Here is a 25,154-nt window from a genome sequence, read left to right as displayed (position 1 = left end):
GCGGGATGATGGCTGCATGACCGACACCTCTGCCGCCGCGCGCCTGCCCGGCGCCATCCGTCCCGTCGCCGTGGTCACCGGCCCCACCTCCGGTATCGGCCGGGGCTTTGCCGAGCGCTTGGCCGCGCTGGGCTACGACCTGGTGCTGGTGGCCCGCGACGAGCAGCGGCTCACCGCCCTGGCCGACGAGCTACACCGTCGCTTCGACACCCGATCGGAGGTCCTGGGCGCCGATCTGGCCGCGGCCGCCGACCGCGACCGCGTGGCGGAGCGCGTGGGCAAGGGCGTCGAATTCCTGGTCAACAACGCGGGTTTCGGCCTGAGCGGCGAGTTCTGGACGGTCGATCCGGAGCGGTTGCAGGCGCAACTGGATGTCAACGTCACCTCCGTGGTGCGGTTGACCCGCGCCGCGCTGCCGCCGATGATCGCGGCCGCGAAGGGGTCGGTGGTGAACGTCGCCAGCGTCGCCGGGCTGGTACCCGGCCGCGGCTCGACCTATTCGGCTTCCAAGGCCTACGTCATATCCTTCAGCGAGGGATTGGCCGGCGGACTGGCCGGAACCGGGGTCCGGGTGCAGGCCCTGTGTCCCGGATTCGTGCGCACCGAATTCCATCGGCGGGCAGGCATAGAAATGTCTTCGCTGCCGAAACCGATGTGGCTCAGTGTCGATCAGGTCGTGGCCGCTTCGCTGCGCGACCTGGCGAAGGACCGGGCGATCAGCGTGCCCGGTGTGCAGTACAAAGCGCTGACGGCGGTCGCCGGACTGATCCCGCGGTCCGTGCAGGTCCGCCTCAACCGAGGCATGTTCAACGCACGCGGAAGGACATAACGACGATGATCGAGTCCACCACGGACCGAGACAGATTGGCCGAGCTCGTGCGCGAGCTCGCCGTCGTGCACGGCAAAGTCATCCTGTCGTCGGGCAAGGAGGCCGACTACTACGTCGACCTGCGCCGGGCGACGTTGCAGCACCAGTCGGCGCCGTTGATCGGCAAGCTACTGCGGGAACTGGTGTCCGACTGGGATTTCGACGCCGTCGGCGGTCTCACCATGGGCGCCGACCCGGTGGCGCTGGCGATGCTGCACGCGCCCGGCCGTCCGCTGGACGCGTTCGTGGTGCGCAAGGCCGCCAAGACGCACGGCATGCAGCGCCAGATCGAGGGCCCGGAGGTGACGGGCAAGCGGGTGCTGGTCGTGGAGGACACCACGACCACCGGCAACTCCCCGCTCACCGCGGTGCGCGCGCTGCGCGACGCGGGTGCCACGGTGGTGGGCGTGGCCACCGTGGTCGACCGGGAGACCGGCGCGGACCAGGTGATCGCCGCCGAGGGATTGGAGTACCGCTCGATTCTCGGGTTGAAGGATCTGGCGCTCGGGTGAATATCGCAGTAAACAAGGGCCGCGAGAATGTCGCGATGCTCGGCATCGGCGCCTATCGGCCACGGCGGATCGTCAGTAACGCCGAGGTGTGCGAGGTTCTCGACTCCACCCCCGAATGGATCTTCGAACGTACCGGCATCCGCAACCGCCGCTGGATCTCCGGCGACGAGACGCTGCGGTCGATGGCCGCGGCCGCGGGCGAGCGCGCGATCGTCAACAGCGGCGTCGACCGCTCGAGGATCAACACGCTGGTGCTCGCCACCTCCAGCTGGTTGCAACTGACCCCGCACGGCGCTCCGGCCGTGGCGTACGACCTGGGGATGAACGGCATCCCGGCCTTCGACCTGACCTCCGGCTGCGGTGGCTTCGGCTACGGGGTCGGGGTGGCGGCGGATCTGATCCGGGCCGGTTCGGCCGAATACGTGCTGGTGATCGGCGCGGAGACGATGACCGTCGGCCTGGACCCGACCGACCGCGGTACCGCGATGATCTTCGGCGACGGCGCGGGCGCGGTCGTCATCGGGCCCAGCGAGGAGAACGGCATCTCGCCGACGGTGTGGGGCAGCGACGGCGAGAACGCCGGGGCGATCGCGCAGGACGTCGACTTTCTCGAGTTCATGAACAAGGCGCAGGCGCTGCAGGGCACCGATCCGGCCCTCGAGCCGGTGGGCCGGATGTCGCTGCGGATGGAGGGGCCGCGGGTGTTCCGCTGGGCCGCGGTCACGCTGCCGCGGGCGCTGTCCACCGCGCTCGAGCGGTCCGGGGTGGCCAAGGAGGACATCGAGGTGTTCGTGCCGCATCAGGCCAACGCGCGCATCAACGAGCTGATGAAGAAGAATCTCGGCCTCGCCGAGGACATTCCGATGGCGGGCGATATCGAGAACACGGGCAACACCTCGGCGGCCTCGATCCCGCTGGCGATCGAGGAGATGCTGGTGACCGGCAAGGCCAAGGGCGGTCAGCTGGCGCTGGTGCTCGGCTTCGGTGCGGGTCTGAGCTACGCCGGTCAAGTCGTGACGCTGCCGCCCAAGCCGCTGCAGCCGAGCTTCTGAGCGAGATGGTTCGGCCTTTCCGGGCGGCCTATGCCGCCGCTGCCGCCGCCACGGTGTTCGGCGCGCTCACCGGTCGGGACCGGTGGCAGTGGGCGACGAAGCCTTTGCTGATGCCGCTGCTGGCCGCCGACGTGCTGCACAGCGGGGACGTGGCGCCCGCCGAGCGCCGGGTGCTGCTGGGCGCGCTGGGCGCCGCGACGGTCGGTGACGTGCTGCTCATCGAGCCCGACGACGACCGCCGATTGGTCGCGGGCGCTTCGGCTTTCGCGGTGATGCAGACCGGTTACTCGGTGCTCTGGTGTCGTTCGGGCGCCCGGCCGCGGGCCGCCGTGGCGCTGCCGCGGCTGGCGGCGTGGCTCGGCGCGGGCGCGCTGCTGCGGGCGAAGGCCCCGAACCTCGCCGTGCCGCTCTCGGCATACGGGGCCACGCTGGGGACCGCGGCTGTGCTGGCCTCCGATCCGGCGCTAGCTCCGACGGCGAAAAGCATTGCCGGAACTAACCTTCCGGGCCGCGACCCGCGCAGCAGGCTGGGTGCGGGGGCGCTGCTGTTCACGGTGTCCGATGGCCTGATCGTGCTCCGCCGCCTGTTCGCCCGCACCGACCGCTCACGCCGCCTCACCGAGGGCGTCATCCTGGCGACCTACGCCGCGGCCCAGTATCTCCTCACCGACCCGCGTGCCCATGCACACCGGCCTACGCGGACACGAAACGGTGTTGGGCGGCAATGAATGCCATCTCGCGGCGATTTGTGTCCGCTTAGACCATCGGGGCGGCCCACCGAGGTGGCTCACCCGCGCAGCCGCAGCACCGCCAGGACTCGCCGGTGATGGGTGTCCGACGGCGGCAGCTCCAGTTTCAGGAAGATATTGCCGATGTGCTTCTCCACCGCGCGTTCGGTGACGGTCAGGGCCTGCGCGATGCCGGCGTTGGTGAGTCCCTGTGCCATGAGTTCCAGGACCTCGCGTTCGCGCGGGGTCAGCCGGGTCAGCGAATCCTGCTGGCGCGCAGCGCCCATCAACTGGCTCACCACCTCCGGGTCCAGCGCGGTGCCGCCGGTGGCGACCCGCTGCAGGGCGTCGACGAACTCGCGCACATCGGCCACCCGGTCCTTGAGCAGATATCCCACTCCGCTGGCGCCGCCCGCGAGAAGTTCGGTCGCGTAGCGGGTTTCGACCCATTGGGAGAACACCAGCACCCCGACATCGGGGAATTTGCGCCGTAGCTCGATCGCGGCCAGCAGCCCCTCGTCGGTGAACGACGGCGGCATCCGCACATCCACCACCGCCACGTCGGGCCGGTGCTCGGCGACCACTTCGCTCAATCGCACCGCGTCGCCGACCATGTCGACCACCTCGTGGCCGCGGTCGGTGAGCAGTCCGGCCAGGCCGTCGCGCAGGATCGCGCTGTCCTCGGCGATCACGATGCGCAGCGCCCGGCCGGTCTCGGTCATCGCGGTCCCTCGGTCGGCAACGTCACCGTGACGATGGTGGGGCCACCGGCCGGGCTGTCCACCGTGAGGGTGCCGTCGACGGCGCGCGCCCGCGCGGCCAGGCCCGAAAGCCCGCCGCTCACAACGGTTTCGCCGGTCGGCACCGCCGGTTGCCGGGCGCCGCCGTGCCCGTCGTCGCGGACCTCGACGGCGATGCTGTGCCCGCTCGGCAGCACCGACACCCAGGCGCGGGTGGCGCCCGAATGCTTCACCACGTTGGTGAGCAACTCGGCGACGGAGAAGTAGGCGATCGCCTCGATCGCCGGATTCGGCCGTTGCGGCAACCGCATCCGCAGTTCGACCGGCACGGCGCAGCGGGCCGTCAACGTCTCCAGGGCCGGTTCCAGACCCAGCTCCAGCGCCGGCGGATGGATGCCGCGCACCAGTTCTCGCAGTTCGGCGAGGGCCTCCTTGGAACCGGCGTGGGCGTCGGCGATCAGGTCGGCCGGGTCGCCACCGGCGGCGAGGCGTTCCTCGGCGCGGCCGAGCGCCATGGCGATGGTGACCAGCCGCGCCTGGGTGCCATCGTGCAGATCGCGTTCCAGCCGCCGCAGTGTCGCGGCCGAATCCGCCACCGCGACCCGGCGGCTCTCCTGCAACTCGACCATCCGGCGGTCGCGGGCGGTCGGGGTGAGCAGGGCCAGCGACAGCTGCTTGTGCAGCCACGCCACACCGCGCACCAGCCACGGCAGCAGGAAGCAGCCGAGCACACCGACCGCGGCCATGGCGAGCACCCGCGGCCAGGAGTCGACGTAGAAGTCGCCGAACTGGGCCAGCGAATGATGTTCGCGCCCTTGCTCGTCCACGTTCACCGGATGGAAGACGGCCCAGGGGAGGGGAGAGATCGCGGTGAACACCGTCATCGCGATGACGACCAGCACGACGTATCCGGCGAACAACCCCAGCGCCACCTCGGCGATCAGGAACACCAGCGCCCGCCACGACGTGCGGTCGGTGAAGGCGCTGCGCAGCCACCCGAGCGGGCCGGGCCGCGGCGCGAAGTCGGGCGGCGCGGGCATCGGCGTATCCAGCAGCGTCGCGCCGACGGCGCGGTAGACCCGGCCCCAGAGCCGCCCGGCCAGCAGCACCAGGGCCAGCAGCGGAATGCCGAGCAGGAAGATCGAGGTGTACAGCCCCGCGCCGAATCCGGCGAACAGCCAGACCACGGCGACGCCGCCGAGCACGCAGGCCACCACCAGGTAGGCGAAATCCTTCCAGGTCCGGGCCTCGAACGGGGCGCGTAGCAGCGCGCGGAACACCCGGCCGGCGGTCAGCGGCGGCCGATCGGGGCGCTCGAGCGCGAGGGTCGGTTCGGCGAAGGTCTCGGTCATGACTCCATGCTGGTCGCGGGCGTGGCGGGAATCGAGGGAGCGACCCACCGAATGCCCGGTGTGGGTAGCCCCACCGTAAGCCGTCCGGTCCGGTCGTCCGGGAGCACCGCCGCGACTACGATGACGCGGTGAGTTATCCCCCTCCGCCGCCGCAGTACGGCGGTTACGGCTACATGCCGTATCAGCCTCCCGAGCATCCGCAGGCCACCACGGTACTGATCCTGGGAATCGTCAGCCTGCTCTGCGGCCTGGTGGGACCGTTCGCGTGGGTGATGGGGCGGCGCGTGGTCAACGAGATCGACGCTTCCGGCGGCATGTACGGCGGGCGCACCAACGCGCAGGTCGGCTATGTGCTGGGCATCGTGTCAACCGTGCTGGTCGGGTTCGGTCTGCTGATGCTGGTGCTCTACTTCGTCATCATCGCGATCGCGATCGGCGCCTCGGCGTCGTGATCGGTCCGGCCGGTATGCGGTGACATCGTGGTGATACGGCACGATGACGATGTGCAGTGGCGGGCGGAGGACGCGGCGGATCAGCGGGGCATCGACGCGTCACAGGGCGAGCCGGGCCCCACCGAATGGGGCGAGCATCCGCACGGCGTCGGCTCCTGGTGGGAGGAATTCGGTACCGAGCCGCCGGACGATCCGCGCCTGGATCCGGAACTGCTCGCGCACGGCGACCGCCGCAATGTCGTGGACGCCTACCGCTATTGGACGCGCGAGGCGATCGTCGCCGACATCGACCGCCGCCGCCACCCCTTCCACGTCGCCATCGAGAATTTCGGGCACGACGCCAACATCGGCACGGTGGTGCGCACCGCCAACGCCTTTGCCGCGGCCGCCGTGCACATCGTCGGCCGCCGCCGCTGGAACCGCCGCGGCGCCATGGTCACCGACCGCTACCAGCACATCGTCCACCACCCCGACGTAGCGACCCTGCTCGATTTCGCCGCCCGCGAGGAACTCACCGTCGTAGCCGTGGACAACGTCCCCGGATCGATCCCCCTGGAAACCGCCCGCCTCCCCCGCAACTGCCTCCTCCTGTTCGGCCAGGAAGGCCCCGGCGTCACCGACCAAGCCAAACAAGCCGCCGTAATGACCGTCTCCATAGCCCAATTCGGCTCCACCCGCAGCATCAACGCCGGCGTAGCCGCAGGCATAGCCATGCACTCCTGGATAAGCCAACACGGAGACCTCACCCGAGCCTGGTAGGCGCCCGGCAATCCGGCCCCTCAGCCCTCATCGCGCTCTATCCGGTCGCGAATCGCCCCCACCGTACGGTCTTTCGGCGGCTCGTCGGGCCACAAAACACAGATGGCCAGAACCGTCAGCGGGATAGCGATGACAACGAACAACCCGAACGCCAAGCTCACGACGCCTCCGCAGCGGTCGTCTCGTCGATCCCGGAGTCAACATCGCTGTCCCGATCGGCATACGAACCGGAGTCATCCTGACCTGCTTCGTAGTCGTACTCGCGAAGTTCGAGCATCCCGCCTTCGAACATGAAAAGCCTTGTACGCCAGTTCATACCGACCTCCGAGAGTTTCTTATGGTGAGGCAGCTCAGATTCGGCAAGTCGTGCTGCGGATGATCTGAACGGCGACGACGAACGCACGAGCCTGAGTGCCACATCAGAAGCTACGAGCACGCTGTCGCCCCGGGCCAGAAGCTTGACAGAACTTGACACAGTTCCGTCTACCAGGCATGCGAACGTGAATGATCGTGGACCATAGGAAAGGACAGCGGCAAGCTTCGTCACAACGTAGGGGGTTACAACCATGAGTTTGAAGTTCCTCGGTAAAGGCGGTTCCGGTGTCGGCGAGTGCCCCAGCTTGCTGGTCGGCGCGTACCACTACGTCGTGCAAGGATGGGCGACCGATGACCCTGGCACGGTTGAGATTCCACACCTCCTACTCGGTTTCGCCGAGACGGACACGTTCATTGGTGCGCGGATGACCGATACGGGGCGAGGTACCTTCACCCTGTCCGGTCGGCCGATCAGCGAACCCGAGGTCCTGGAGCAACTGGACCTTGCTGATGGGGAGGCAGCGGTCGAGGTGCCCAAGCTGGCGAGGAGTTTCTACGGTGTTGCTGCTGCAAGCTGATCCGTACCCGGAATTGCTCCGGAGTTGTCGGCGCGAAGCATTCCACCTCGAGGTCCAGGACGTATACGGCGTCGCGGCCGAATCGGAGCCGTTTCGGCGTTTCCTCGCGGGCGAGGCTGCGGATTACGAATGGTTTCAGCCGTGGCGCTCGCTCATCGAGGAGACGACCGGTCGCGGTGTGGGCGTTCGCCGTGTGCGTGTGGTGACGGAGCCCCATACCGATTACCAGCGTTGGCTTCTCGAACTGACGGCGCAGAACGCCGATGCGGGCGAAGACATTCGCTATTTGCCCCGGCACTCGGCCGGAGTTCTGCAGGCCGAGGACTACTGGTTACTCGATGACGAACGGGTGGCCTTCCACGTCCGCGACGATCAGGGGCGCGGGCTCGGAGTCGCCGTTACATCCGACGTGTGGATAGTTACTCATTGCGTCGATGTGAAGCGGCGCCTGTGGGATTCGGCGATCCCGTACGCCGAATATGCGGCGGCCACTGCCCGATAGTGAGCAACTCGGTTCATGCAGCACGTGAGGCGCTTGGTAAACGTCTGCGTGAGATGCGTAAGGATGCGGGACTCAGCGGCCGCAGGCTCGCAACGATGGCGGGCTGGCACGAGTCCAAGGTGTCGAAAATCGAGACCGGAGATCGCAGCCCTACCGAAGCCGATCTCCGCGCCTACTGCACTCACACCGGTACGGAGGCGCAGCTTCCGGATCTTGTTGCGACACTGCGCAATGTCGAGGCGGCATACCTGGAGTGGCGGCGAACGCTGCACACCGGAACCAGACGCCGTCAGCACGCATCGGTGACATTGGCCGAACAGACGAAAATCATGCGCGTCTTCGAGCCGGTGATCATCCCCGGCATCTTGCAGATCGCCGAGTACGCCGAGGCGGTCCTCCGCAAAGGAGTCGAGTTCTACCGCATCCCCGACGACGTGGAACAGGGCATAGCCAAACGTATGGAGCGACAACGATTCCTGTATCGCGGAGATCATCGCTTCCATGTCCTGATTGCGGAGCAGGCGTTGGCGACCACGGTGGGCAGCGATACGGTCATGGTCGGTCAGCTGGATAGATTGCTGGCGGCAATGGGGCTGCCGCGCCTTCGGCTGGGCGTCATTCCCGCTCGCACCGAATTTCCCATGCAGCTCACGAACTTCACTATGTTCGATGATCGGATGGTGTTGGCCGAGGTCGTCACAGCGGAGTTGACTATCACGCAGCCGCGCGAGATCGCCTTGTACGGCAAGATGTTTGCTGAACTCTCCGAAAGAGCGCGATACGGCGTGGCAGCCCGGGAGATGATTGTGGCCGAATTGAATAGACGTGGATGATGTTTGTTGCCTTCGGGGGAGTTGATGCGCTTTGGCGGGAGCATTCGTCAGTCGGATGCGTCTCGTAGGGCGGCGGCGGTTTTGGAGTCCGGGCATTGCATGATCTGATCCGGCGTCCCCTCGCACAACACCCGGCCCCCATGTCTCCCCGGCCCCGGACCCAGGTCGATCACCCAGTCTGCGGAGCGGATGATGTCGAGGTTGTGTTCGATGACGACGAGGGTGTTTCCCTTGTCTACCAAGCGGTTCAGGACCGACAGCAGGGTCTCGATGTCGGAGAGGTGGAGGCCTGTGGTGGGCTCGTCGAGGATATAGAGGGCGTGGTCGGCGGGGCGGGTCAGTTCCTTGGCGATCTTCAGGCGTTGGCATTCGCCGCCGGAGAGGGTGGTGAGGGATTGGCCGAGGCGTAGGTAGCCGAGGCCGACCTCGTCGAGGTGGCGGAGGGGGCGGGCGATCACGGGCAGGCGTTCGATGGACTCCGCGACGGTGAGGCTGTCGACGTCGGCGATGGTGAGGCCGTCGACGGTGTAGCGGAGGACCTCGTTGGTGAAGCGGCGGCCGCCGCAGGTCTCGCAGACCACCTCCTGCCCGTCCATGAACGCCAGGTCGGTGTAGATCACACCGGCGCCCTGGCACGCCGGGCACCCACCGGCCGAATTCGCGCTGAACAGCGCCGCGGAAACGCCGTTGCGGCGCGCGAACAGTTTGCGGACGGCGGGCGCGAGGCCGGCGTAGGTGAGCGGTGTCGAGCGCCGGTTGGTGGTGACGGGCCGCTGGTCGACCACGGTGGCCGGATGCCGCTCCACCAACTCGCCGACCAGACTCGACTTCCCCGACCCCGCCACGCCGGTGAGCACGGTCAGCACGCCGGTCGGCAGATCCACCGACACATCGCGCAGATTGTTGCGGGTCGCGTCATCGATGCGGAGCTTGCCCGTGGGCACGCGCGGCGTCCGCCCGGTGAGCCGCGCCCCCAACCCGCGACCGGTCGGGGTGTCGGCAGCCCGCAGCGCCTCGTATCCGCCCTCGAACACGACCCGGCCGCCACCATCGCCCGCACCCGGACCGATCTCGACGATATGATCAGCCTCTCGCAGAACATCCGGATCGTGTTCCACCACCAGCACCGAATTGCCCTTGTCCCGCAACCGTTTCAGCAGCTCGGTCATGGATCGCACATCGTGCGGGTGCAGCCCGACGGTCGGTTCGTCGAATACGTACAGCATCTCGATCAGGCTGCTGCCGAGATGCCGGACCGTCTTGATGCGCTGAGACTCCCCGCCGGACAGCGTCGCCGTGGGCCGGGCCAGCGCCAGATAGCCGAGGCCGATCGAGGTCAGCGCTCCGAGTTTCTCGTGTAGCGCCGAGACCACCGGCGCCACAGCGGGATCCGACACCGTCGAGACGAGATCGGCCAGCTCCTCGATCTCCATCCGGCTCATCTCCACGATGGTCCGGCCCAGCACCCGCGCCTCCCGCGCGGCCGCGTTCAACCGCGCACCGTGACAGTCCGGGCAGCATGCCGACCGCGTAAACCGTTCCACCACAGCCTTTTTGTGGTCCGACAGCGTGTCGGAGGTGTGCAGGTAGATCCGCTCGAACCGCTCGACCACGCCCTCGTAGTCCTGCGGCGGCCGGGTACCGAGCGCCGCCGCGGCCGCGCCCCCGAACAGCAGTGCCTGTCGTTCCCGCTCGGACCACTCCCGCAGCGGCGTGGTCGGATCGAACGATCCGATGTCGGCGTACTGCCGATACCAGTACTGCCCATTGCCGAAACCCGGCAGCAGAATCGCGCCGTCCGCCAGCGACTTGTCCGTATCCAGCAGCCGGTCCACCGCGGTCGTCAGCGTCTCGCCCAGTCCGGCGCACGTCGGGCACATCCCGGCGGGGTCGTTGAACGAGAAGTGGTTCGACTCACCGACATACGGATCGCTCACCCGCGAGAACAGCAGCCGCAGATAGGTATACGCGTCGGTGATGGTGCCCACGGTGGATCGCGCGTTGCCGCCCAACCGTTTCTGATCGATCACCACCACCGGCGACAATCCCTCGATGAGATCCACCTCCGGCCGGCTCCAGCGCGGCAGGCGATTGCGGACGAACGGCGGATAGGTCTCGTTCACCTGATACCCGGCCTCCGCGGCGATGGTGTCGAAGACCAGCGACGACTTGCCGGACCCGGACACCCCGGCGAACACCACCAGCCGCCCGCGCGGCACGTCGAGATCGACCCGTCGCAGGTTGTTGGTCCGCGCTCCCCGAATACGAATGACAGCCATAACGCGACCGTAGAAGCAGATGTGGCCACTTATCGACCGCAACTGAGATCATCATGGCAGGACGTAGACCCGCGAGGCGAGATCGGAAAGGCGCGACATGGCCGACAACACCCGCCGCCTGCTCGACCTGCTCGCCTACCTGCAAACCGGACGCCGCTTCAGCGGCACCGAACTGGCCGACCGCCTGCAGGCCAGTCCACGCACGATCCGCCGCGATATGGAGCGCCTGCGGTCCTACGGCTACCCCGTCGTCACCCAACCGGGCCCGGGCGGTTTCTACCGCCTGTCCGCGGGAAACGCCCTGCCGCCCATGGTCTTCGATGACGAGGAGGCCGTCGCGACCGTCGTCGGCCTGGGCCTGCTCGCCGCGACGACGGCCGACGACGACGGCGCCACGGGCATGGCCGCGGCCGCCGACCGCGCCTTCGGCAAGATCGACCAATTCCTCCCGAAGCGGCTGCGGGCACCGGCCACCGCGCTGCGCGGCACGGTCGAGGCCACCGCCCAGTCCGCCCCGGCGATCGACGCCGACGTGCTGGCCACGCTCGCCACGGCGGCCGCTCGCCACGAGCAGGTCACCTTCACCTACACCACCCGCACCGGCACGATCGCCCGCCGCCGAGCCGAGCCCTACCGCCAGGTGCACCGGCTGCTGCGCTGGTATCTGCTGGCGTGGGATCTGGACCGCGCCGACTGGCGCACCTTCCGGATCGATCGCATCGGTGAGATCACCTCGGGCGGAAAGCGTTTCACCCCGCGCCCGCTGCCCGCCGAATCGGCCGCCGACTACCTGCGCGGCGCACTCACGGCGGGACGGTACCGGGCCGTGGTCACCGTCGCCGCCCCGGCGGACCGCGTGGCCGACATCCTGCGCTTCCAGGACTGCGACATCGAGACGCTGACCGGCGGCCGCTGCCGCGTCACCACGTGGGTCGACTCGTTCGAATGGCTGATCCTGAACCTCGCGTTCCTGGACGCCGACTTCGTCATCGAGCGTCCCGCCGAATTCCGCGACCGCTGCCGCACGCTCGCCGAGCGCTTGTCCCGCGCGGGCACCGGCCCGTAGCCACACCGGCATTTCCGCGGCATCCCTTGTGACGCCGGCACAGCAATGGGCAGGCACATCGCGCCCGAGAGTCGAATCCGTAACAAATCGGGCGCGAAATCCGCTGCCGGACTGGCACCATTGAGCCATGACTCCGCGCAGTGACGACGCGCCCACGCCGCGGCCCCAGCCGCCCCGCACTCGGCCCGGCACCGAACCCGACGCCGCGGTGTGGTCCGAGCGGGCCGACAAGGCCGAGTCCGCCATCCTCGCCCGGCATCTGCGCATGCTGTGGGTGGTTCCGGGTACGGAGCTGGGTGTGGTGGGCTGGCCGGCGACCGCCGCGGAGCGGGCCTTCGTCACCTGGCACTACTGGTGGCAGGCGCATCTCATCGATGTCGCGGTCGACGCGGCCAACCGCGAGCAGACCCCGGCCCGCACCGACCGCATCTCCGCCATCGCGCGCACCCACCGGATCCGCAACATCACCGGCTGGACCAACAACTACTACGACGACATGGCCTGGCTGGCAATCGCATTGGAGCGGGCCGAGCGTACCCAGGGCCGCACCGAGGTACGCGGCGGTCTGAGCGCTCTGCACAAGGAACTGCGCGACGGATTCCGGCCGGAGATCGGCGCGCTGCCGTGGCGCAAGGACTCCGATTTCTACAACGCGCCCGCCAACGGCCCGGCCGGTATCGTGCTGGCCCGCCTCGGCGACTACGACCTGGCCACCCGCATCGCGGACTTCCTCGACGAGCGGTTGCGCGACCCCGACACCGGGCTGATCTTCGACGGCATCCACCTACCGTCGGGAGATCTCGAACGCGTGGTGTACAGCTACTGCCAGGGCGTGGTGCTGGGGTTGGAGACCGAACTCGCCGTGCACTCCGACGAATCCGTGCACATCGAGCGCGTGCAGCGGCTGCTGAACGCGGTCGAGGAACACCTGACCAGCGGCGGCGTCGTGACCGGCGGCGGCGGAGGCGACGGCGGCCTGTTCAACGGCATCCTGATCCGGTACCTGGCGCACGTGGCGCTGATGCTGCCGGGCGAGGACACCGCCCAGCAGGCCGCGCGGCGGCGGGCCGCCACGATCGTCACCGCCTCGGCCCGCGCGGCGTGGGAGCACCGGCTCGATGTCGAGGGCGACCCGCTCTTCGGCCACGACTGGACCGTGCCCGCCACCCTGCCCACCGGTAGCTCGGGCGCCTCCTACTTCACCGCGGGCGGTTCGGTCACCTCGTCCGCGACGCCGGAGCGCGACCTGTCGGTGCAACTGTCGGGCTGGCTGCTGATGGAATCCGCCCACCTGGTGACAGGCGCGGGGTTCTAGGCCCGATCGTCCTCGCCGGTCGCGTAGCCGTGCACGGCGACGGCGGAGTCGCACTCCGGCACCGCGTCGAGATCGAAATCCTCGGCGGGGCGCGCCATCTCGATCCGGTACTGCCGGATGCCGAGCGCCGTGCCCACGATCAGGCCCGCGACCAGCGTCCCGATCACCGTCGGCATCAGCCACGACACGTGCTCGAGGAAACCACCGGCGTAGAAGCCGATCAGCAGCAGCACCGGCGCCCAGATCACCGCGCCGATCGAACTGGCCAGCGTGTAGCGGCGATGGTCCATACCTGCGGCCCCGGCGACGACCGGGCACAGCGTGCGCACCCAGGGAATCCACCGGGCCACCAGCACCGCCGTGAAGCCGTGTTTGTGCAGCAACTCGGTCACCCGGGCCAGATTCCGGGCATTGATATAGCGCCCGTCCTTGCGCGCGACCAGGTGATGACCGGTGCGGTTGCCGATGACATAGCCGACCTGGTTACCGGCGATCGCGGCGATCATGGTGCCGACCGCCAGCCCCCACACCTGGGCGTGCCCGCCGGCATGGGAGGCCAGCACGATTCCGGCGGTGAGCAGCATCGAGTCGCCCGGCAGGAACAGACCGATGATGAGTGCGCACTCGAGGAACACGAAGACGAGGACAACGGTCCAGACGAGTGCCGGTCCGGCGGACTGCAGCGGATCGAATCCGCCCAGTGCGAGGGGTAGCGGCGTGGTCGGCAAGGTCAGCGCGTGGGTTCGTTGGTCGGAACAGGGATCTCGGCGGTGGCATCGACACCCTCGGCGAGGGCGGGCTCGCGGTTCATCAGCTTGCGGCCGATGGAGATGATGGCCGGCAGGATCGATACCAGGACGATCAACAGGAAGATGGCCTCGACGTGGTCGCGGATGAACGCCACATTGCCGAGGAAGTAGCCCAGCACGGTGACGCCGCCACCCCAGGCGAGGCCGCCGATGATGTCGAAGGTCAGGAACTTGCTGTACGTCATCTTCGACACGCCCGCCAGCACCGGCATGAAGGTGCGCACGATCGGCACGAACCGCCCCAGGATGATCGTCTTCGGCCCGTGCTTCTCGAAGAACTCGTGGGTCTCGGTGACATAGCGCTGCTTGAAGAAGCGCCCGTCCTGCTTCTGGAACAGGGCCGGGCCGATGGCGCGGCCGATCCAATAGGCGCTCTGATCTCCGGCGATGGCGACCAGCGCGGTGGCCGGGACCAGCACCCAGATACTGACCGGGGGGTGCGGCTGCGCGGCGAGCAGGCCGCCGGTGAACAGCAGCGAATCGCCCGGGAGGATCGGGAACAGCAGACCGGTCTCGATGAAGACGATGACCAGGATGGCCGGTAGCACAGCATGCCGCAGCGCCGACTCCGTGAGCAGGTACATCGGGTCCAGCAACTCTTTGACGGAGAAGTTGCTCGCGACAGCGTCAGATATGGCCAGCAAGGTCACGGCCCCCACAGTACCGGCAGTATCGCTATCGCACCGAACCTCACGGGAACCTCACAGAAGGTTGCTGGTCGTCGCCTCGCGGCCGCCGCGACATCGGCGGATTTCGGCCGGGGGAGCCGGATCGCAGCCCGCCTTCCGCCCGGGCGACGGCGGAACTTAGGGTAGTGGGAACAGAGTTGTCGTTCGCACCACACACGGAGGTCCTGCAGTGCCCATCGCGACTCCGGAGGTCTACGCCGAGATGCTCGGTCGGGCCAAAGAGAACTCCTTCGCTTTCCCCGCGATCAACTGCACATCGTCGGAGACGATCAATGCGGCGATCCGCGGCTTCGCCGAGGCCGGCAGTGACGGCATCATCCAGTTCTCCACCGGCGGCGCCGAATTCGGCTCCGGCCAGGGTGTGAAGGACATGGTCGTGGGTGCGACCGCACTCGCCGAGTTCGCGCACGTGGTGGCCGCGCGCTACGACGTGACCATCGCGCTGCACACCGACCACTGCCCGAAGGACAAGCTCGACACCTTCGTGCGCCCGCTGATCGCCATCTCGCAGGAGCGGGTCAAGTCGGGGCAGCACCCGCTGTTCCAGTCGCACATGTGGGACGGCTCGGCGATCCCGATCGACGAGAACCTCGAGATCGCCAAGGAGCTGCTGAAGCAGACCGCGGCCGCGAACATCATCCTCGAGGTGGAGATCGGCGTCGTCGGCGGTGAAGAGGACGGCGTCGAGAACGCCATCAACGACAAGCTCTACACCTCGCCGGAGGATTTCGAGAAGACCATCGCGGCGCTGGGCGCGGGCGAGAACGGCAAGTACCTGCTGGCCGCGACCTTCGGCAACGTGCACGGCGTGTACAAGCCGGGCAACGTGAAGCTGCGCCCGGAGGTGCTGGCCGAGGGGCAGCAGGTCGCCGCGGCCAAGCTGGGCCTGGGCGAGGGCGCCAAGCCGTTCGACTTCGTCTTCCACGGCGGCTCGGGCTCGCTGAAGTCCGAGATCGCGGACGCCCTCGCGTACGGCGTGGTGAAGATGAACGTCGACACCGACACCCAGTACGCGTTCACCCGCCCGATCGCCGCGCACATGTTCTCCAACTACGACGGCGTGCTGAAGATCGACGGCGAGGTCGGCAACAAGAAGACCTACGACCCGCGCAGCTACCTGAAGAAGGCCGAGACCTCGATGGCCGAGCGCGTCATCGAGGCCTGCAACGATCTGAAGTCCGCGGGCAAGTCCGTCAGCGCGAAGTAAGCACTTCGGGCCCCCGAGCGTCCCCGTCGCTCCGGTGCTGAGAGGATGGAAGGTTCCGGTGCGCCGGGGCGGCAAGGGTTTCGGGTCGGTGCTATACCCAGGGTCGACGGGTGGGCACGCTGCGTGTTAGGTAGGGGTCCATGAGCTTGGATGTGCGCGTCCTGGGGCCGGTGCAGTTGCTGGTCGACGGTGTGCCGGTGCCCGTGGGCGGGCCGAAACCGCGCGCGCTGCTGGCGGCGCTCACGGTGAATCGCCGCCGGGCGGTGTCGTCGCAAGCGCTGGCCGACATGGTGTGGAACGAGCAGCCGCCGGATTCCTATCAGGCCAGCCTGCAGGTGTTCGTGTCGAATATCCGCAAGGCGCTGCGCAATTCGGGCGTGGAGCCCGCGACGGTGCTGCGCACCGAATCGTCGGGCTACCGGCTCGAGGTCCCCGACAACGGCTGCGATCTGGGCCGTTTCGAGCTGGCCCGGCGGGCGGGCACCGAGATGGCCGACGCGGGCAACCACGAGGCCGCGGCGCGGCGGTTCGCGACGGCGCTGGCCGAGTGGAGCGGCAAGGCGCTCGACGACCTGTCCGGGTTGTCGTTCGCCGAGAGCTTCGCCACCGCCATGGACGAGGAGCGCCTGCTGGTCGCCTCGGCCCGCATCGACGCCGAGATCGCCTGCGGCCGAGCGTCTTCGGTGGTCGGCGAGCTGGTGTCGATGACGAACGCGCATCCGCTGCGGGAACCGCTGTGGGCGCAGCTGATCACCGCGCTGTACCTGTCCGGCCGCCAGGCCGACGCGCTGGACGCCTGCCGCCGCGTGCGCACCGTGCTCGCCGACGAACTCGGCATCGATCCCGGCCCGGCGCTGGTGGAGCTGGAACAGCGGGTGCTGCGGCAGGAGCCGCTCAACACCCTCGCGATCGCGCAGGCCGAGCGGATGGCCAAGGCGATGACCGAGACCGTGACCGAGGTGCCGCGCAGCGCCCGCGGCGGGAAGCTGCGGCTGCCGGACGGCCGCACGGTCCCGATCGGCAAGGCCGGGTTGAAGATCGGCCGGATGACCGACAACGATCTGGTACTCGACGACCCCAAGGTGAGCCGGTATCACGCGCACATCCAGCCGAGCCGGGCCGGACTGCTGATCAAGGATCTGCATTCGGCCAACGGCATTTTCATCAACGAGCAAGCGGTGGACAGCGGCGCGATGCTCACCGACGGCGACGTGGTGCGGATCGGCGCCACGGTGCTGGTCTTCCGGGCCGACGCCGAATAACGCGGTCCGGACCCGCGGCGCGGGTGTGAAATGGCACGAATCGGCGCGGCCGGGCCGGTAGGGTCTGGCGCGGGTGAGAAGGCCGCGGATCGCGTTCGCGGCGTCCGAATTCGCGCAAGACACGGGTGTCGAGGGGTTGGACCATGGCCGTGCGGCTGCTGGCTGCCGTTGGAACGATCGTCCTGGGTGCCGGGGCGCTGCTGGGCGCGCCGCCCGCGGCCCGTGCCGACGCCGAGAGCGGTTCGGCCGCACCGGTTCCCGGGATCGGTCCGTGCGCGAGCGATCCGGCGCCCGCCCATGCCGGGCTGGTGCCGAAGACGCTCGAGGTGCCGGTGCCGTATCCGGTGGTCACAGTGGATCCGGGGCCTGGGCCCGCGGGTCCGCCCACCCGGACGCAACAGGAGCTGCCGCCGGACTCATGCGCCAACCCGTGTCCCGACCTCACCGACGCGCCGGAGCCGCCGCCCGGCCCGCTCGGTCGTCTCGGCGTACCCGAGTTGTTGTTGCGTCCGCAGCCGTTCTACTTCGCGCTGCCGCCCGGACCGTCACCCGATCCGATGCCGCCGCCCCCGCCGCGCGCCGAACCGCCGGTGGAGGCCGCGCCCCGGACCGCGCCGCCGCCCGCGCCGGGTGTGCGGGGCGTGCGCGAGGTCGCCAAGCTGACCGGTGCGCAGTCGGTGAACCGCACCGACAAGCGGTGGCAGGTGTACGGCACCGATCTCGGAATCATGTGGGAGAGCGGCCCGGACGAGGTCGCGATGGCCTTCGGCGACACCGTCGGCGTCGGCTTCCATCCGCCCGGCGGGATGGGCGGGGACTGGCGCAGCAATCTGCTCGGCTTCAGCAGCAACCGAGACCTGAGTCAGGGTGTGGTGCTGGACCGCATGGTCACCGACGGCCGCTGCCACGCGGCGGAGGTGCTGTCGAGCCGCAAGCAGGACAATATCGAGATCACCACCATTCCGACCTCCGGTTTCGCACTGCCGCAACCGGATTCGCCGACCGGATATCGGCAGTACCTGAGCTACATGTCGATTCGCACCTGGAACGGCGTCCCCGGCACCTTCTACACCAATTACGGCGGCATCGCCTACTCCGACGATCACGGCCAGACCTGGACCAAGGACCCGCACGCGCGCTGGGACAACATCTTCGGGCTGTCGAATTTCCAAGTGTCCGCGATGGTTCCGCACGGCGACTACGTGTACATGTTCGGCACCCCGAATACCCGGCTCGGCGCGGTGGGGCTCGCCCGGGTGCCGGTCGACCAGGTGCTCAACACGACGGCCTACCAGTACTGGCGGGACGGGAACTGGACCCCGGTCGGCGGCGCGGCCTCCGCTACGCCGATCGTCGACGGGCCCGCCGGTGAGCTGTCGGTCCGGTACGACCCCGGTCGCGAGGTCTGGCAGCTGAGCTATCTCGACACCGCGAAGGCCGCCATCGTTGTGCGCGAAGCGAATTCGCCCCAGGGCGCATGGTCGGACAGCACGCCGACGGTCTCGGTGAGCGCATACCCCGAGCTGTACGGCGGATTCATCCACCCGTGGTCCACCGGCTCGGACCTGTACTTCACCATCAGCACCTGGAGCGACTACAACGTCTACCTGATGCATGCCGAGCTGGAAGGGCAGGCCTAGCTCAAGCGAACCTGGGCGATCGCCCTTCCGAACAGCTTCTTGCCCGCGGAGGTTCCGCTGAGCAGGATCATGGCCGTGCGGCGCTCCGGGTCCAAAGACTTGACCTTGCCGGTGAATTCGATTTGGGCGGGGGACAACGGTTCCACCGGGACGAAGCCCGACAGGCGGACGCTGTATCTCTCGATCGCGGTCGGATCGCCCAGCCAGGAACTCAGGAACTGCCCGCCCAGGCCCATCGTCAGCAGACCGTGCGCGACGACGGTCGGCAGGCCCGCCAGCTCGGCGGCACGGTCGCTGAAATGGATCGGGTTGAAGTCGCCGGAGACACCGGCGTAGTTCACCAGATCGCCGCGGCTGACCCGCATGGTGAGGACGGGCAGCTGGTATCCGACGTCGAGATCATCGAAGCTCGGTTCGGTGTGAACCGGTGTGTCACGCCATGATTCGGCCAGCGTCGGCACCAGGGTGCCCTCCTCGGCCGGGATCGGCGCGAGCACCTCCGGATCGACGTTGTCCTCGTCGCGGCGCCGCATCACCACTCCCTCGACCAGCCGCACGATGTCCGGGTCGCCCGCGCCCAGCCGCGCCACGATGCTGGTGGTGGCTACCAGCACGACGGCGCCGGACGTATCGGTGAGAATGGCCTTGACGACGATGAAGTCGTTGCCGCGCACCCGGCGGATCGACTCGATCACCGCCTCACTGCGCAGCCGGTCGCCCGCCACGATGGGGCGGTGCGACTCGAAGACCTGGTCGGTCTGCAGCACCTGGGACAGGTCGTAGTCGGACAGCACCGTGTCGAGCAGGGCCTGGGTGATGATCATGCCGATCACCGAGCCGAAGGTCGGGGGCGCGACGATGCCGTCCCATCCGAGTTTTCCGGCGTCGGCGTCGTACCGGTGCGACGGATGGCTGTTCTGCACCGCGCGGGCGAATTCGCGGATCTTCTCCCGCCCGACGTCGTAGTGATCCCGGATCCGGAAATGCCGACCGGCCAAGGCCGTGGGTGCCGGCGCGTCGGGTGCCAGCGGCATATCCCTTGCTCCCTGCTCAACTCTTACTGCGTAAATGCTCGGACCGGCCGAAACCCCGGAATGTGGGCTGATGTGGGGCGGCCAGGTAACCGGGCCATGCTACCGGGGTGTCGGACCGGCGACCAGTTCTCTGTGACGTTCATCGCGCGCCCGTGCCGAAATGTCACAGGCGGCGGTGAACGTCACAGCGGCTCGATGCTCACCCGGCGTTCGGGCGATCGCACACCTTCCAGCCGTCGGGGGTCTGCTGGAGATCGAAGGTGCGGGCGGTGCGGCTGTTGGGGTCGGCGTCGGTGTACACGCCGGCCTGTGCCACCGCCTTGTCGCCGGTGATCTCCACGGAATCGACGCTGTCCACCCGCGGCACCTTCTTCTGGTCCACGGACAGCTTGTGCACGCCGGCGAACTGGTCCGGGGCGATGTTTTGATAGAAGTCGTGCAGCGGACCGCAGGTGGCCGCGCGCAATTCGGTCAGATCGCCGCTGTCGAGGGCGTCGGCGTACTCCGACACGGCGGCCTTCACCCGGCCCTCGGGCGAATTGTCGGTGCCGCTGCCGGACAGCCCCACGATGGCGGCGACCAGCACGACCACGAGCACGACCGCGGCCGCCCCGGCCGCGATCAGCCAGCGCTTGCGGTTGTCGCCCGGGCTCCCCGGGGCACTGGCGGGCGCGGCGGGCGGCACGTGCTGGGGCGGTGCGACCGGGCGCTGTTGCTGTGGCTGCGCTGGACGCGGCGGCAGCGGCTGGGCGGGCATGGTCGGCTGGATATCGGCCGGCGACGGGGCGCTGCCCTGCCTCGGCTTGGCCACCCGAGCGCCGGGACGGCCCTGCTCCGCGGGAGGCGACTGCCCCGGCCCCGAAGGTCCTTGCGGCACAGGGTTCTTCGGTCCCGATCCCGGCCGCGGGGTAGCGGGCGGCCGGGTAACCGGAGCCGGTCCGGCCCCGGACGACACCACCCGATCCCCCGAGTGCGCCGCACCGCCGGTCCGAATCTTCTCGGTCGCCTGATCACCCGGCTGCTGCACCGGCAACACCATCGTCTTGGCATCCGACGGATTGGAAATAGCCGGAATAGCAGTAGTCTCCGCCTCATCCCCACCCGGCTCCCCACCCGAAGCCGCGGTCCCCTTGCCCCCAGCCCCCTTCCCCCCACGGGCCTTGGGAATCGCCTCGGTCTCAGCCTCCGCACCCCCCACCCCAGCCGCAGCCGCCGTACGCTTGATCGAATCCGCTGTGGGCGAGGATGTTCCGGACGTGCCGGGTCCGGTTGCGCTGGAGCCGGATTCCCCCGACCCGGATGCCCGAGGGTCAACCGCGCTGGGACCGGCGGTGCCGGACCCGGCAGGCCCGCGGCCGGAGGACCCGGATCCGGTGGTATTTCGGTCGGATGTGCTGGTACCGGGCGTGCTTCCGGCCGTGCCGATACCGGCCGATCCGCGGCCGGGCGTGCCGGATTCGCCTGTGTTGCGGTCCGATTCGCTGGTCCCGATCCTGCTTGATTCGGACGTCCCGGGACCAGCCGACCCACGGCCGGACGTGCCGGAGCCGGTCGCGTCGCGGCCGGACGTGCCCGAACCTGTTGTGCCGCGGTCGGATCCGCTGGGCCCGGACGTGCCGGAGGCACCCGACCCGGACGCGTGCGGACCCGATGCGCTGGAGCCGGAGCTGCTCGGCCTCGATGTACCGGAGCCGTACGTGCTCGGCCCGGAACCACTCACTTCAGATCCGCGAGAACCGGGTGCACTGGAACTTGATGTGCCAGAGCCGGTCCTCCCGGGCCCGGACGCGCGCGGACCGGGGGCGCTGGGTTCGGGGCGGCCGAGGCCGGGTCTACCGGAGCCAGTCGTGCCCATGGGTGTGCTGGGGCCGGACGGGGCGGACCCGGTGGTGTTGGGCGCGGGTTCACGGGGATTGGGTGTGCTGGGGCCGCGCGAGGTGGAGCCAGTGGTGCTGGATCCGGATTCACGGGGACCCGAGGCGCTGGGTTCGGGTGTGCCCGGGCCGGGTTTGCCGGAGCCGGTCGCGCCGCGACCGGATGCGTCGGGGCCGTACGGGGCAGAGCCGGTGGTGCCGGACCCGGATGTGGGGCGAGCGGAGGGGGTGGGTCCGGACGTGCCAGGGCCCGTCGGGCTGTGGCCGGGGGCACCGGGGACCGACGTGCCGAAGCCGGGGGCGCCAGGGCCGGACGGACCGGAGCCGGGGGTACCGGGGCCGGACGGGGCGGAGCCGTGGGTACCGGGGCTGGACGGGGCGGAGCCGGGGGTACCGGGGCCGGATGCGCGGGGAATGGAGGTGGTGGGTTCCGAGGGGCCGGAGGCTGGTTCGCTGGAGCCGGAGGTACGTGGGGTGGTTGGGTTCGGTGCGGCGGTGGGCGGCGTGCCGGGCTTGTTGCGGTTGGCGGCGCCGACCGGTGGAATCGGTCGTCCAGCGGGGGGTGGGGTGGGGCGTGGGGAGGGCGAATTGCTCTGTACGGCAGGGTTATCGGGGCGGCCGGGCTGTTGCTGAGTCGGTGCCGTCTGCTCCTGCGCGGGTACCGGCTCGGTCCGGGCCGCTCCCGACTCGCGCTGGTCAGGCGTGCCGGACGACGGCGACCCGGACCCCGGCACTCCCGAGGCTCCTTGTCCGCCCGCAGGACTCGATCCCGCGCCGCGCGAAGCACCCTGCCCCGCACCGGCACTCGAACCGGTCGCCATCCGCTGCGGCAACCCGGTGACACCCTTGCCGCCCGGCCGCGGTGGGGCCGGGGAGGGGGCGACGCCGGGGCGGCCGGGGGCGGGGGACGGCCCGCCGGGCTTCGGCTCCTTGCGGATGGCTTCGGTTTCCGCGGTGGGGGAGGGCATCGGCGCGGCGGGGTCGGGCGTGTCGGAGGGGGTGCGGCCCGGTACTCGGTCGCGGGGGATGCGCTGGGTCTGTCCGTCGGACCCGGCCGGGCCGGGGGGCGGCACGGCAGGCGAAGAACGTTCGGCGCCGGGGGACCCCGGGTGTGCCTGCCGTTCGGGCTTCTGGTCGTTCGGGTCGGACACGCGCTACCCCTCGCTCAACGTCAACAGTGAACTCGATGGTCAGCCTAACGAGCATTTCGGGCGGCGGTGCACATTGCGGCACGACAGTCGGCGCCGGGCGGCGCGGCATGTGAATAATGTCCCCATGACCTCCTTCGGCGATCTGCTCGGACCGCAGCCGGTATTGCTCCCCGAACTCTCCGACGCGGAGGAGGCAATACTCGACGGTCAGGACCCGGTGCAGGTGGCGGCCGCGCACCCGACGGCGTCGATCGCCTGGGCATGCCTGGCCGAGGACGCGCTGTCCCGCGCCGAGGCCGAGGGCGCCGACATCGACGGCGCGAGCCCGGTCCGGCCCGACGTCATCGCCGCCTACGCGTTCGCCCGCACCGGCTACCACCGCGGCCTGGACCTGCTGCGCCGCAACGGCTGGAAGGGCTTCGGCCCGGTGCCGTGGAGCCACGAGCCCAACCGCGGCTTCCTCCGCAGCGTCGGCGCGCTGGCCCGCGCCGCCCGCGCCATCGGCGAGACCGACGAATACGCCCGCTGCCTGGACCTGCTCGAGGACTGCGATCCGCGGGCCGCGAGCGAACTCGGCCTGGACTGAGCGAAACCCGCCCATCGCATTGACCAACCCGTCGTCATCCATCCGGATCGGGGCCGTCCGCGACAGCGGTAAGCAGCGCCTGCGCAACGGCTCCCAGCGGTTGCGCAAATCCGCGCTGCCCATCGTGCAGTGCGCCGTCGCCGCCGCGCTGGCCTGGTTCCTCGCGCACCGCGTGATCGGCCACCCGCAGCCGTTCTTCGCGCCCATGGCGGCCGTCATCTCGATCGGGGTGTCCTTCGGCGCGCGACTGCGGCGCTCGGTGGAACTGGTGGCCGGTGTCGCGGTCGGCATCGGCATCGGCGACTTCTTCATCGCGCGGGTCGGCACCGGGCCGTGGCAGATCGCCCTCGTGGTGGCGTTCGCGATGGCGACGGCGATCTTCCTCGACGGCGGCGCGATCATCCCGATGCAGGCCGCGAGTTCCGCGGTGCTGGTGGCGACGCTGATGCCGCCGCACACCGGCGGCGGCGCGAACCGGATGATCGACGCCCTCGTCGGCGGACTCGTCGGCGTCGTGGTCGTGGCCGCCATCCCGTTGCATCCGGTGCGGCGCGCTCGCCAGCAGGCCGCCGACATCCTTGCGGTGGTCGGTAAGTCGCTCACCGAATGCGCCGACGGGCTGCACGAACAGAACGCCGACAAGGTGCGCCTCGCATTGGACTCCGTCCGCGGCACGCAACCGCAGATCGACGGGCTGCGCAGCGCCTTGGAAGGCGGCCGCGAGGTCAGCCGCATCTCGCCGCTGTACTGGAATTCGCGCCGGCGCTTGGAAACCATCCGGACCGCCGCCGACCCGCTCGACAACGCCGTCCGCAACACCCGCGTGCTGCTGCGCCGCGCGCTGACCCTGGTGCGCGACGACGAGATCCTCGACCCGCGGCTGATCGACGAGGTGGAAGACCTCGGCAAGGCGATCGATGTGGTGCGTCGCTACATGCTCGCCGATCCGGGCGAACAGCCCGATGCCGCGGAGGCCACGCGGGTGCTGCGCCGAGTCGCCAAGGCCGCCACCAAGGATCTGGTCGGCGGCGCGGGTCTGTCGGCACACGTGGTGTTCGCGCAACTGCGATCCATCGTGGTGGATCTGATGCAGGTCTGTGGAGTGAAGCGGCTGTCGGCGATCGCACTGCTGCCGCCGACGGTCGACAACCCTTACGTCACTCCTGAGGACTGAGCCGGTTAGCCGTCGAATCGCCCGCGCCCACAGGCGACCTCGACTACGCAGCCGTGCACGTGCATCCGGGCCGACCTGCGAGTGTCCGATTCGAGCTGTGCGACACCGGCTTTGATCTTCGGGTAGTGGACTACTCGTGTACCCGCCCCGCCTCGCTCGTAACGTCGTTCACGACCGCGTCGGCGAGGGGTCGGCGCGGTTGGAACTTCGCGACAGCGGTGGGCACAGCGGTCATATGGTGTGGTGGCCGGCCCGCACTCGAGCGAAGCGGGCCGCTCGATACTACCCGATAGGGGGGCCCGACCCGGGGGGGGAATTAGGGGGGGATAACGGGGGGTGTGGGGGGGTGGGGGGGCGCCCCCGGGGGGGGGTTTGGA

25 protein-coding genes are annotated in these 25,154 nt (G+C 69.3%); 16 read left to right on the top strand and 9 right to left on the bottom strand.

What is annotated here, in order from left to right; translation table 11 throughout:
- Window positions 1-16: 16 nt before the first annotated feature.
- The 4 genes from QH470_RS19150 to QH470_RS19135 are packed head-to-tail and all read left to right on the top strand — an operon-like array spanning window position 17 to window position 3,160.
- Window positions 17-829, top strand: a complete 813-nt coding sequence (locus QH470_RS19150) for an SDR family NAD(P)-dependent oxidoreductase (protein WP_280273757.1) — start codon at window positions 17-19, stop codon at window positions 827-829.
- A 5-nt stretch (window positions 830-834) separates the two neighbouring features.
- Window positions 835-1,380 (top strand): orotate phosphoribosyltransferase, encoded by a 546-nt coding sequence (gene pyrE, locus QH470_RS19145; RefSeq protein ID WP_195105407.1) that lies wholly within the window; start codon window positions 835-837, stop codon window positions 1,378-1,380.
- 35 nt (window positions 1,381-1,415) lie between these two features.
- The gene (locus tag QH470_RS19140) at window positions 1,416-2,432 is read left to right on the top strand and encodes a beta-ketoacyl-ACP synthase 3 (protein WP_280273792.1); all 1,017 of its coding nucleotides are present in this window, start codon (window positions 1,416-1,418) and stop codon (window positions 2,430-2,432) included.
- 5 nt (window positions 2,433-2,437) lie between these two features.
- Complete coding sequence (locus QH470_RS19135; RefSeq protein ID WP_280273756.1) at window positions 2,438-3,160, top strand: lysoplasmalogenase; 723 nt, start codon at window positions 2,438-2,440, stop codon at window positions 3,158-3,160.
- Window positions 3,161-3,219: 59 nt separating this feature from the next.
- Here the strand turns inward: QH470_RS19135 and QH470_RS19130 are convergent, their stop codons facing one another.
- Both QH470_RS19130 and QH470_RS19125 read right to left on the bottom strand, forming a co-directional pair.
- Window positions 3,220-3,882, bottom strand: coding sequence for a LuxR C-terminal-related transcriptional regulator (locus QH470_RS19130; RefSeq protein WP_280273755.1), 663 nt, complete (start codon window positions 3,880-3,882; stop codon window positions 3,220-3,222).
- Complete coding sequence (locus QH470_RS19125; RefSeq protein WP_280273754.1) at window positions 3,879-5,252, bottom strand: sensor histidine kinase; 1,374 nt, start codon at window positions 5,250-5,252, stop codon at window positions 3,879-3,881. Before QH470_RS19125 ends, QH470_RS19130 begins: the two co-directional genes overlap by 4 nt.
- 128 nt (window positions 5,253-5,380) lie before the next feature.
- Between QH470_RS19125 and QH470_RS19120 the strand changes: the two genes are divergently transcribed.
- Together QH470_RS19120 and QH470_RS19115 are read left to right on the top strand one after the other, a co-directional pair.
- Complete coding sequence (locus QH470_RS19120; RefSeq protein WP_280273753.1) at window positions 5,381-5,704, top strand: DUF4190 domain-containing protein; 324 nt, start codon at window positions 5,381-5,383, stop codon at window positions 5,702-5,704.
- A gap of 90 nt (window positions 5,705-5,794) precedes the next feature.
- On the top strand, window positions 5,795-6,463 hold the full coding sequence (locus QH470_RS19115) for a TrmH family RNA methyltransferase (RefSeq protein ID WP_280273791.1): 669 nt from the start codon (window positions 5,795-5,797) through the stop codon (window positions 6,461-6,463).
- 20 nt (window positions 6,464-6,483) lie between these two features.
- Here QH470_RS19115 and QH470_RS19110 read toward each other — a convergent pair whose 3' ends face one another.
- Both QH470_RS19110 and QH470_RS19105 read right to left on the bottom strand, forming a co-directional pair.
- On the bottom strand, window positions 6,484-6,624 hold the full coding sequence (locus QH470_RS19110) for a hypothetical protein (RefSeq protein ID WP_280273752.1): 141 nt from the start codon (window positions 6,622-6,624) through the stop codon (window positions 6,484-6,486).
- Complete coding sequence (locus QH470_RS19105; RefSeq protein ID WP_280273751.1) at window positions 6,621-7,031, bottom strand: hypothetical protein; 411 nt, start codon at window positions 7,029-7,031, stop codon at window positions 6,621-6,623. The genes QH470_RS19110 and QH470_RS19105 overlap by 4 nt, the downstream gene beginning before the upstream one ends.
- Between QH470_RS19105 and QH470_RS19100 the strand changes: the two genes are divergently transcribed.
- From QH470_RS19100 to QH470_RS19090, 3 genes are read left to right on the top strand one after another with little or no spacing between them, the layout of a single operon-like run.
- Window positions 7,030-7,356 carry a hypothetical protein gene (locus QH470_RS19100; protein WP_280273750.1) on the top strand — a complete coding sequence of 109 codons (327 nt, stop codon included), beginning with the start codon at window positions 7,030-7,032 and terminating at the stop codon, window positions 7,354-7,356. The genes QH470_RS19105 and QH470_RS19100 overlap by 2 nt on opposite strands.
- Window positions 7,337-7,858, top strand: coding sequence for a DUF6879 family protein (locus QH470_RS19095; RefSeq protein WP_280273749.1), 522 nt, complete (start codon window positions 7,337-7,339; stop codon window positions 7,856-7,858). Before QH470_RS19100 ends, QH470_RS19095 begins: the two co-directional genes overlap by 20 nt.
- Window positions 7,858-8,691: a helix-turn-helix domain-containing protein gene (locus tag QH470_RS19090; RefSeq protein WP_280273748.1), complete on the top strand. Its 834-nt coding sequence runs from the start codon at window positions 7,858-7,860 to the stop codon at window positions 8,689-8,691. The genes QH470_RS19095 and QH470_RS19090 overlap by 1 nt, the downstream gene beginning before the upstream one ends.
- A 47-nt stretch (window positions 8,692-8,738) precedes the next feature.
- On the opposite strand, the gene QH470_RS19085 is transcribed toward QH470_RS19090, so the two are convergent.
- Window positions 8,739-10,970 carry an ATP-binding cassette domain-containing protein gene (locus QH470_RS19085; protein ID WP_280273747.1) on the bottom strand — a complete coding sequence of 744 codons (2,232 nt, stop codon included), beginning with the start codon at window positions 10,968-10,970 and terminating at the stop codon, window positions 8,739-8,741.
- A 97-nt stretch (window positions 10,971-11,067) separates the two neighbouring features.
- Here QH470_RS19085 and QH470_RS19080 point away from each other — a divergent pair, with 97 nt between their 5' ends.
- The gene (locus QH470_RS19080) at window positions 11,068-12,036 is read left to right on the top strand and encodes a helix-turn-helix transcriptional regulator (protein WP_280273746.1); all 969 of its coding nucleotides are present in this window, start codon (window positions 11,068-11,070) and stop codon (window positions 12,034-12,036) included.
- A 265-nt stretch (window positions 12,037-12,301) separates the two neighbouring features.
- Complete coding sequence (locus QH470_RS19075) at window positions 12,302-13,351, top strand: glycoside hydrolase family 76 protein (RefSeq protein WP_280273790.1); 1,050 nt, start codon at window positions 12,302-12,304, stop codon at window positions 13,349-13,351.
- Here the strand turns inward: QH470_RS19075 and QH470_RS19070 are convergent.
- Together QH470_RS19070 and QH470_RS19065 are read right to left on the bottom strand one after the other, a co-directional pair.
- Window positions 13,348-14,079 carry a DedA family protein gene (locus tag QH470_RS19070; protein WP_280273745.1) on the bottom strand — a complete coding sequence of 244 codons (732 nt, stop codon included), beginning with the start codon at window positions 14,077-14,079 and terminating at the stop codon, window positions 13,348-13,350. The genes QH470_RS19075 and QH470_RS19070 overlap by 4 nt on opposite strands.
- A gap of 2 nt (window positions 14,080-14,081) precedes the next feature.
- Window positions 14,082-14,795, bottom strand: coding sequence for a DedA family protein (locus tag QH470_RS19065; RefSeq protein WP_425302704.1), 714 nt, complete (start codon window positions 14,793-14,795; stop codon window positions 14,082-14,084).
- A gap of 223 nt (window positions 14,796-15,018) precedes the next feature.
- Between QH470_RS19065 and fbaA the strand changes: the two genes are divergently transcribed.
- The 3 genes from fbaA (at window position 15,019) to QH470_RS19050 (ending at window position 18,958) form a co-directional block, all read left to right on the top strand.
- On the top strand, window positions 15,019-16,056 hold the full coding sequence (fbaA, locus tag QH470_RS19060; protein WP_280273744.1) for a class II fructose-bisphosphate aldolase: 1,038 nt from the start codon (window positions 15,019-15,021) through the stop codon (window positions 16,054-16,056).
- Window positions 16,057-16,196: 140 nt separating this feature from the next.
- A complete protein-coding gene (locus QH470_RS19055) occupies window positions 16,197-17,318 on the top strand; it encodes a BTAD domain-containing putative transcriptional regulator (protein WP_280273743.1) in 1,122 nt (373 codons plus the stop codon).
- Between the two features lie 143 nt (window positions 17,319-17,461).
- The gene (locus tag QH470_RS19050; RefSeq protein ID WP_280273742.1) at window positions 17,462-18,958 is read left to right on the top strand and encodes a glycoside hydrolase family 183 protein; all 1,497 of its coding nucleotides are present in this window, start codon (window positions 17,462-17,464) and stop codon (window positions 18,956-18,958) included.
- Here the strand turns inward: QH470_RS19050 and QH470_RS19045 are convergent.
- Window positions 18,955-19,992 (bottom strand): fused (3R)-hydroxyacyl-ACP dehydratase subunits HadA/HadB, encoded by a 1,038-nt coding sequence (locus tag QH470_RS19045; RefSeq protein ID WP_280273741.1) that lies wholly within the window; start codon window positions 19,990-19,992, stop codon window positions 18,955-18,957. The two genes, QH470_RS19050 and QH470_RS19045, sit on opposite strands and share 4 nt — an antisense overlap.
- Before the next feature lie 199 nt (window positions 19,993-20,191).
- Complete coding sequence (locus QH470_RS19040) at window positions 20,192-20,803, bottom strand: Rv0361 family membrane protein (protein ID WP_280273740.1); 612 nt, start codon at window positions 20,801-20,803, stop codon at window positions 20,192-20,194.
- Between the two features lie 2,338 nt (window positions 20,804-23,141).
- On the opposite strand from QH470_RS19040, the gene QH470_RS19035 reads away from it, so the two are divergent.
- Complete coding sequence (locus tag QH470_RS19035) at window positions 23,142-23,603, top strand: DUF3151 domain-containing protein (protein WP_280273739.1); 462 nt, start codon at window positions 23,142-23,144, stop codon at window positions 23,601-23,603.
- Between the two features lie 19 nt (window positions 23,604-23,622).
- Window positions 23,623-24,777 carry an FUSC family protein gene (locus QH470_RS19030; RefSeq protein ID WP_280273738.1) on the top strand — a complete coding sequence of 385 codons (1,155 nt, stop codon included), beginning with the start codon at window positions 23,623-23,625 and terminating at the stop codon, window positions 24,775-24,777.
- The last annotated feature ends 377 nt before the right edge of the window (window positions 24,778-25,154 follow it).

The sequence above is a fragment of the Nocardia wallacei genome, assembly GCF_029868745.1.
Lineage (GTDB): Bacteria > Actinomycetota > Actinomycetes > Mycobacteriales > Mycobacteriaceae > Nocardia > Nocardia wallacei_B.
This window is presented reverse-complemented; position numbering and strand designations above follow the sequence as displayed.

Excerpts from the sequence above, each read along its gene's own strand:
- QH470_RS19150 (WP_280273757.1), top strand. The coding sequence starts at position 17 with ATGACCGACACCTCTGCCGCCGCGCGCCTGCCCGGCGCCATCCGTCCC.
- pyrE (WP_195105407.1), top strand. The coding sequence starts at position 835 with ATGATCGAGTCCACCACGGACCGAGACAGATTGGCCGAGCTCGTGCGC.
- QH470_RS19140 (WP_280273792.1), top strand. The coding sequence starts at position 1,416 with ATGCTCGGCATCGGCGCCTATCGGCCACGGCGGATCGTCAGTAACGCC.
- QH470_RS19135 (WP_280273756.1), top strand. The coding sequence starts at position 2,438 with ATGGTTCGGCCTTTCCGGGCGGCCTATGCCGCCGCTGCCGCCGCCACG.
- QH470_RS19130 (WP_280273755.1), bottom strand. The coding sequence starts at position 3,882 with ATGACCGAGACCGGCCGGGCGCTGCGCATCGTGATCGCCGAGGACAGC.
- QH470_RS19125 (WP_280273754.1), bottom strand. The coding sequence starts at position 5,252 with ATGACCGAGACCTTCGCCGAACCGACCCTCGCGCTCGAGCGCCCCGAT.
- QH470_RS19100 (WP_280273750.1), top strand. The coding sequence starts at position 7,030 with ATGAGTTTGAAGTTCCTCGGTAAAGGCGGTTCCGGTGTCGGCGAGTGC.
- QH470_RS19105 (WP_280273751.1), bottom strand. The coding sequence starts at position 7,031 with ATGGTTGTAACCCCCTACGTTGTGACGAAGCTTGCCGCTGTCCTTTCC.
- QH470_RS19085 (WP_280273747.1), bottom strand. The coding sequence starts at position 10,970 with ATGGCTGTCATTCGTATTCGGGGAGCGCGGACCAACAACCTGCGACGG.
- QH470_RS19080 (WP_280273746.1), top strand. The coding sequence starts at position 11,068 with ATGGCCGACAACACCCGCCGCCTGCTCGACCTGCTCGCCTACCTGCAA.
- QH470_RS19075 (WP_280273790.1), top strand. The coding sequence starts at position 12,302 with ATGCTGTGGGTGGTTCCGGGTACGGAGCTGGGTGTGGTGGGCTGGCCG.
- QH470_RS19055 (WP_280273743.1), top strand. The coding sequence starts at position 16,197 with ATGAGCTTGGATGTGCGCGTCCTGGGGCCGGTGCAGTTGCTGGTCGAC.
- QH470_RS19050 (WP_280273742.1), top strand. The coding sequence starts at position 17,462 with ATGGCCGTGCGGCTGCTGGCTGCCGTTGGAACGATCGTCCTGGGTGCC.
- QH470_RS19045 (WP_280273741.1), bottom strand. The coding sequence starts at position 19,992 with ATGCCGCTGGCACCCGACGCGCCGGCACCCACGGCCTTGGCCGGTCGG.
- QH470_RS19035 (WP_280273739.1), top strand. The coding sequence starts at position 23,142 with ATGACCTCCTTCGGCGATCTGCTCGGACCGCAGCCGGTATTGCTCCCC.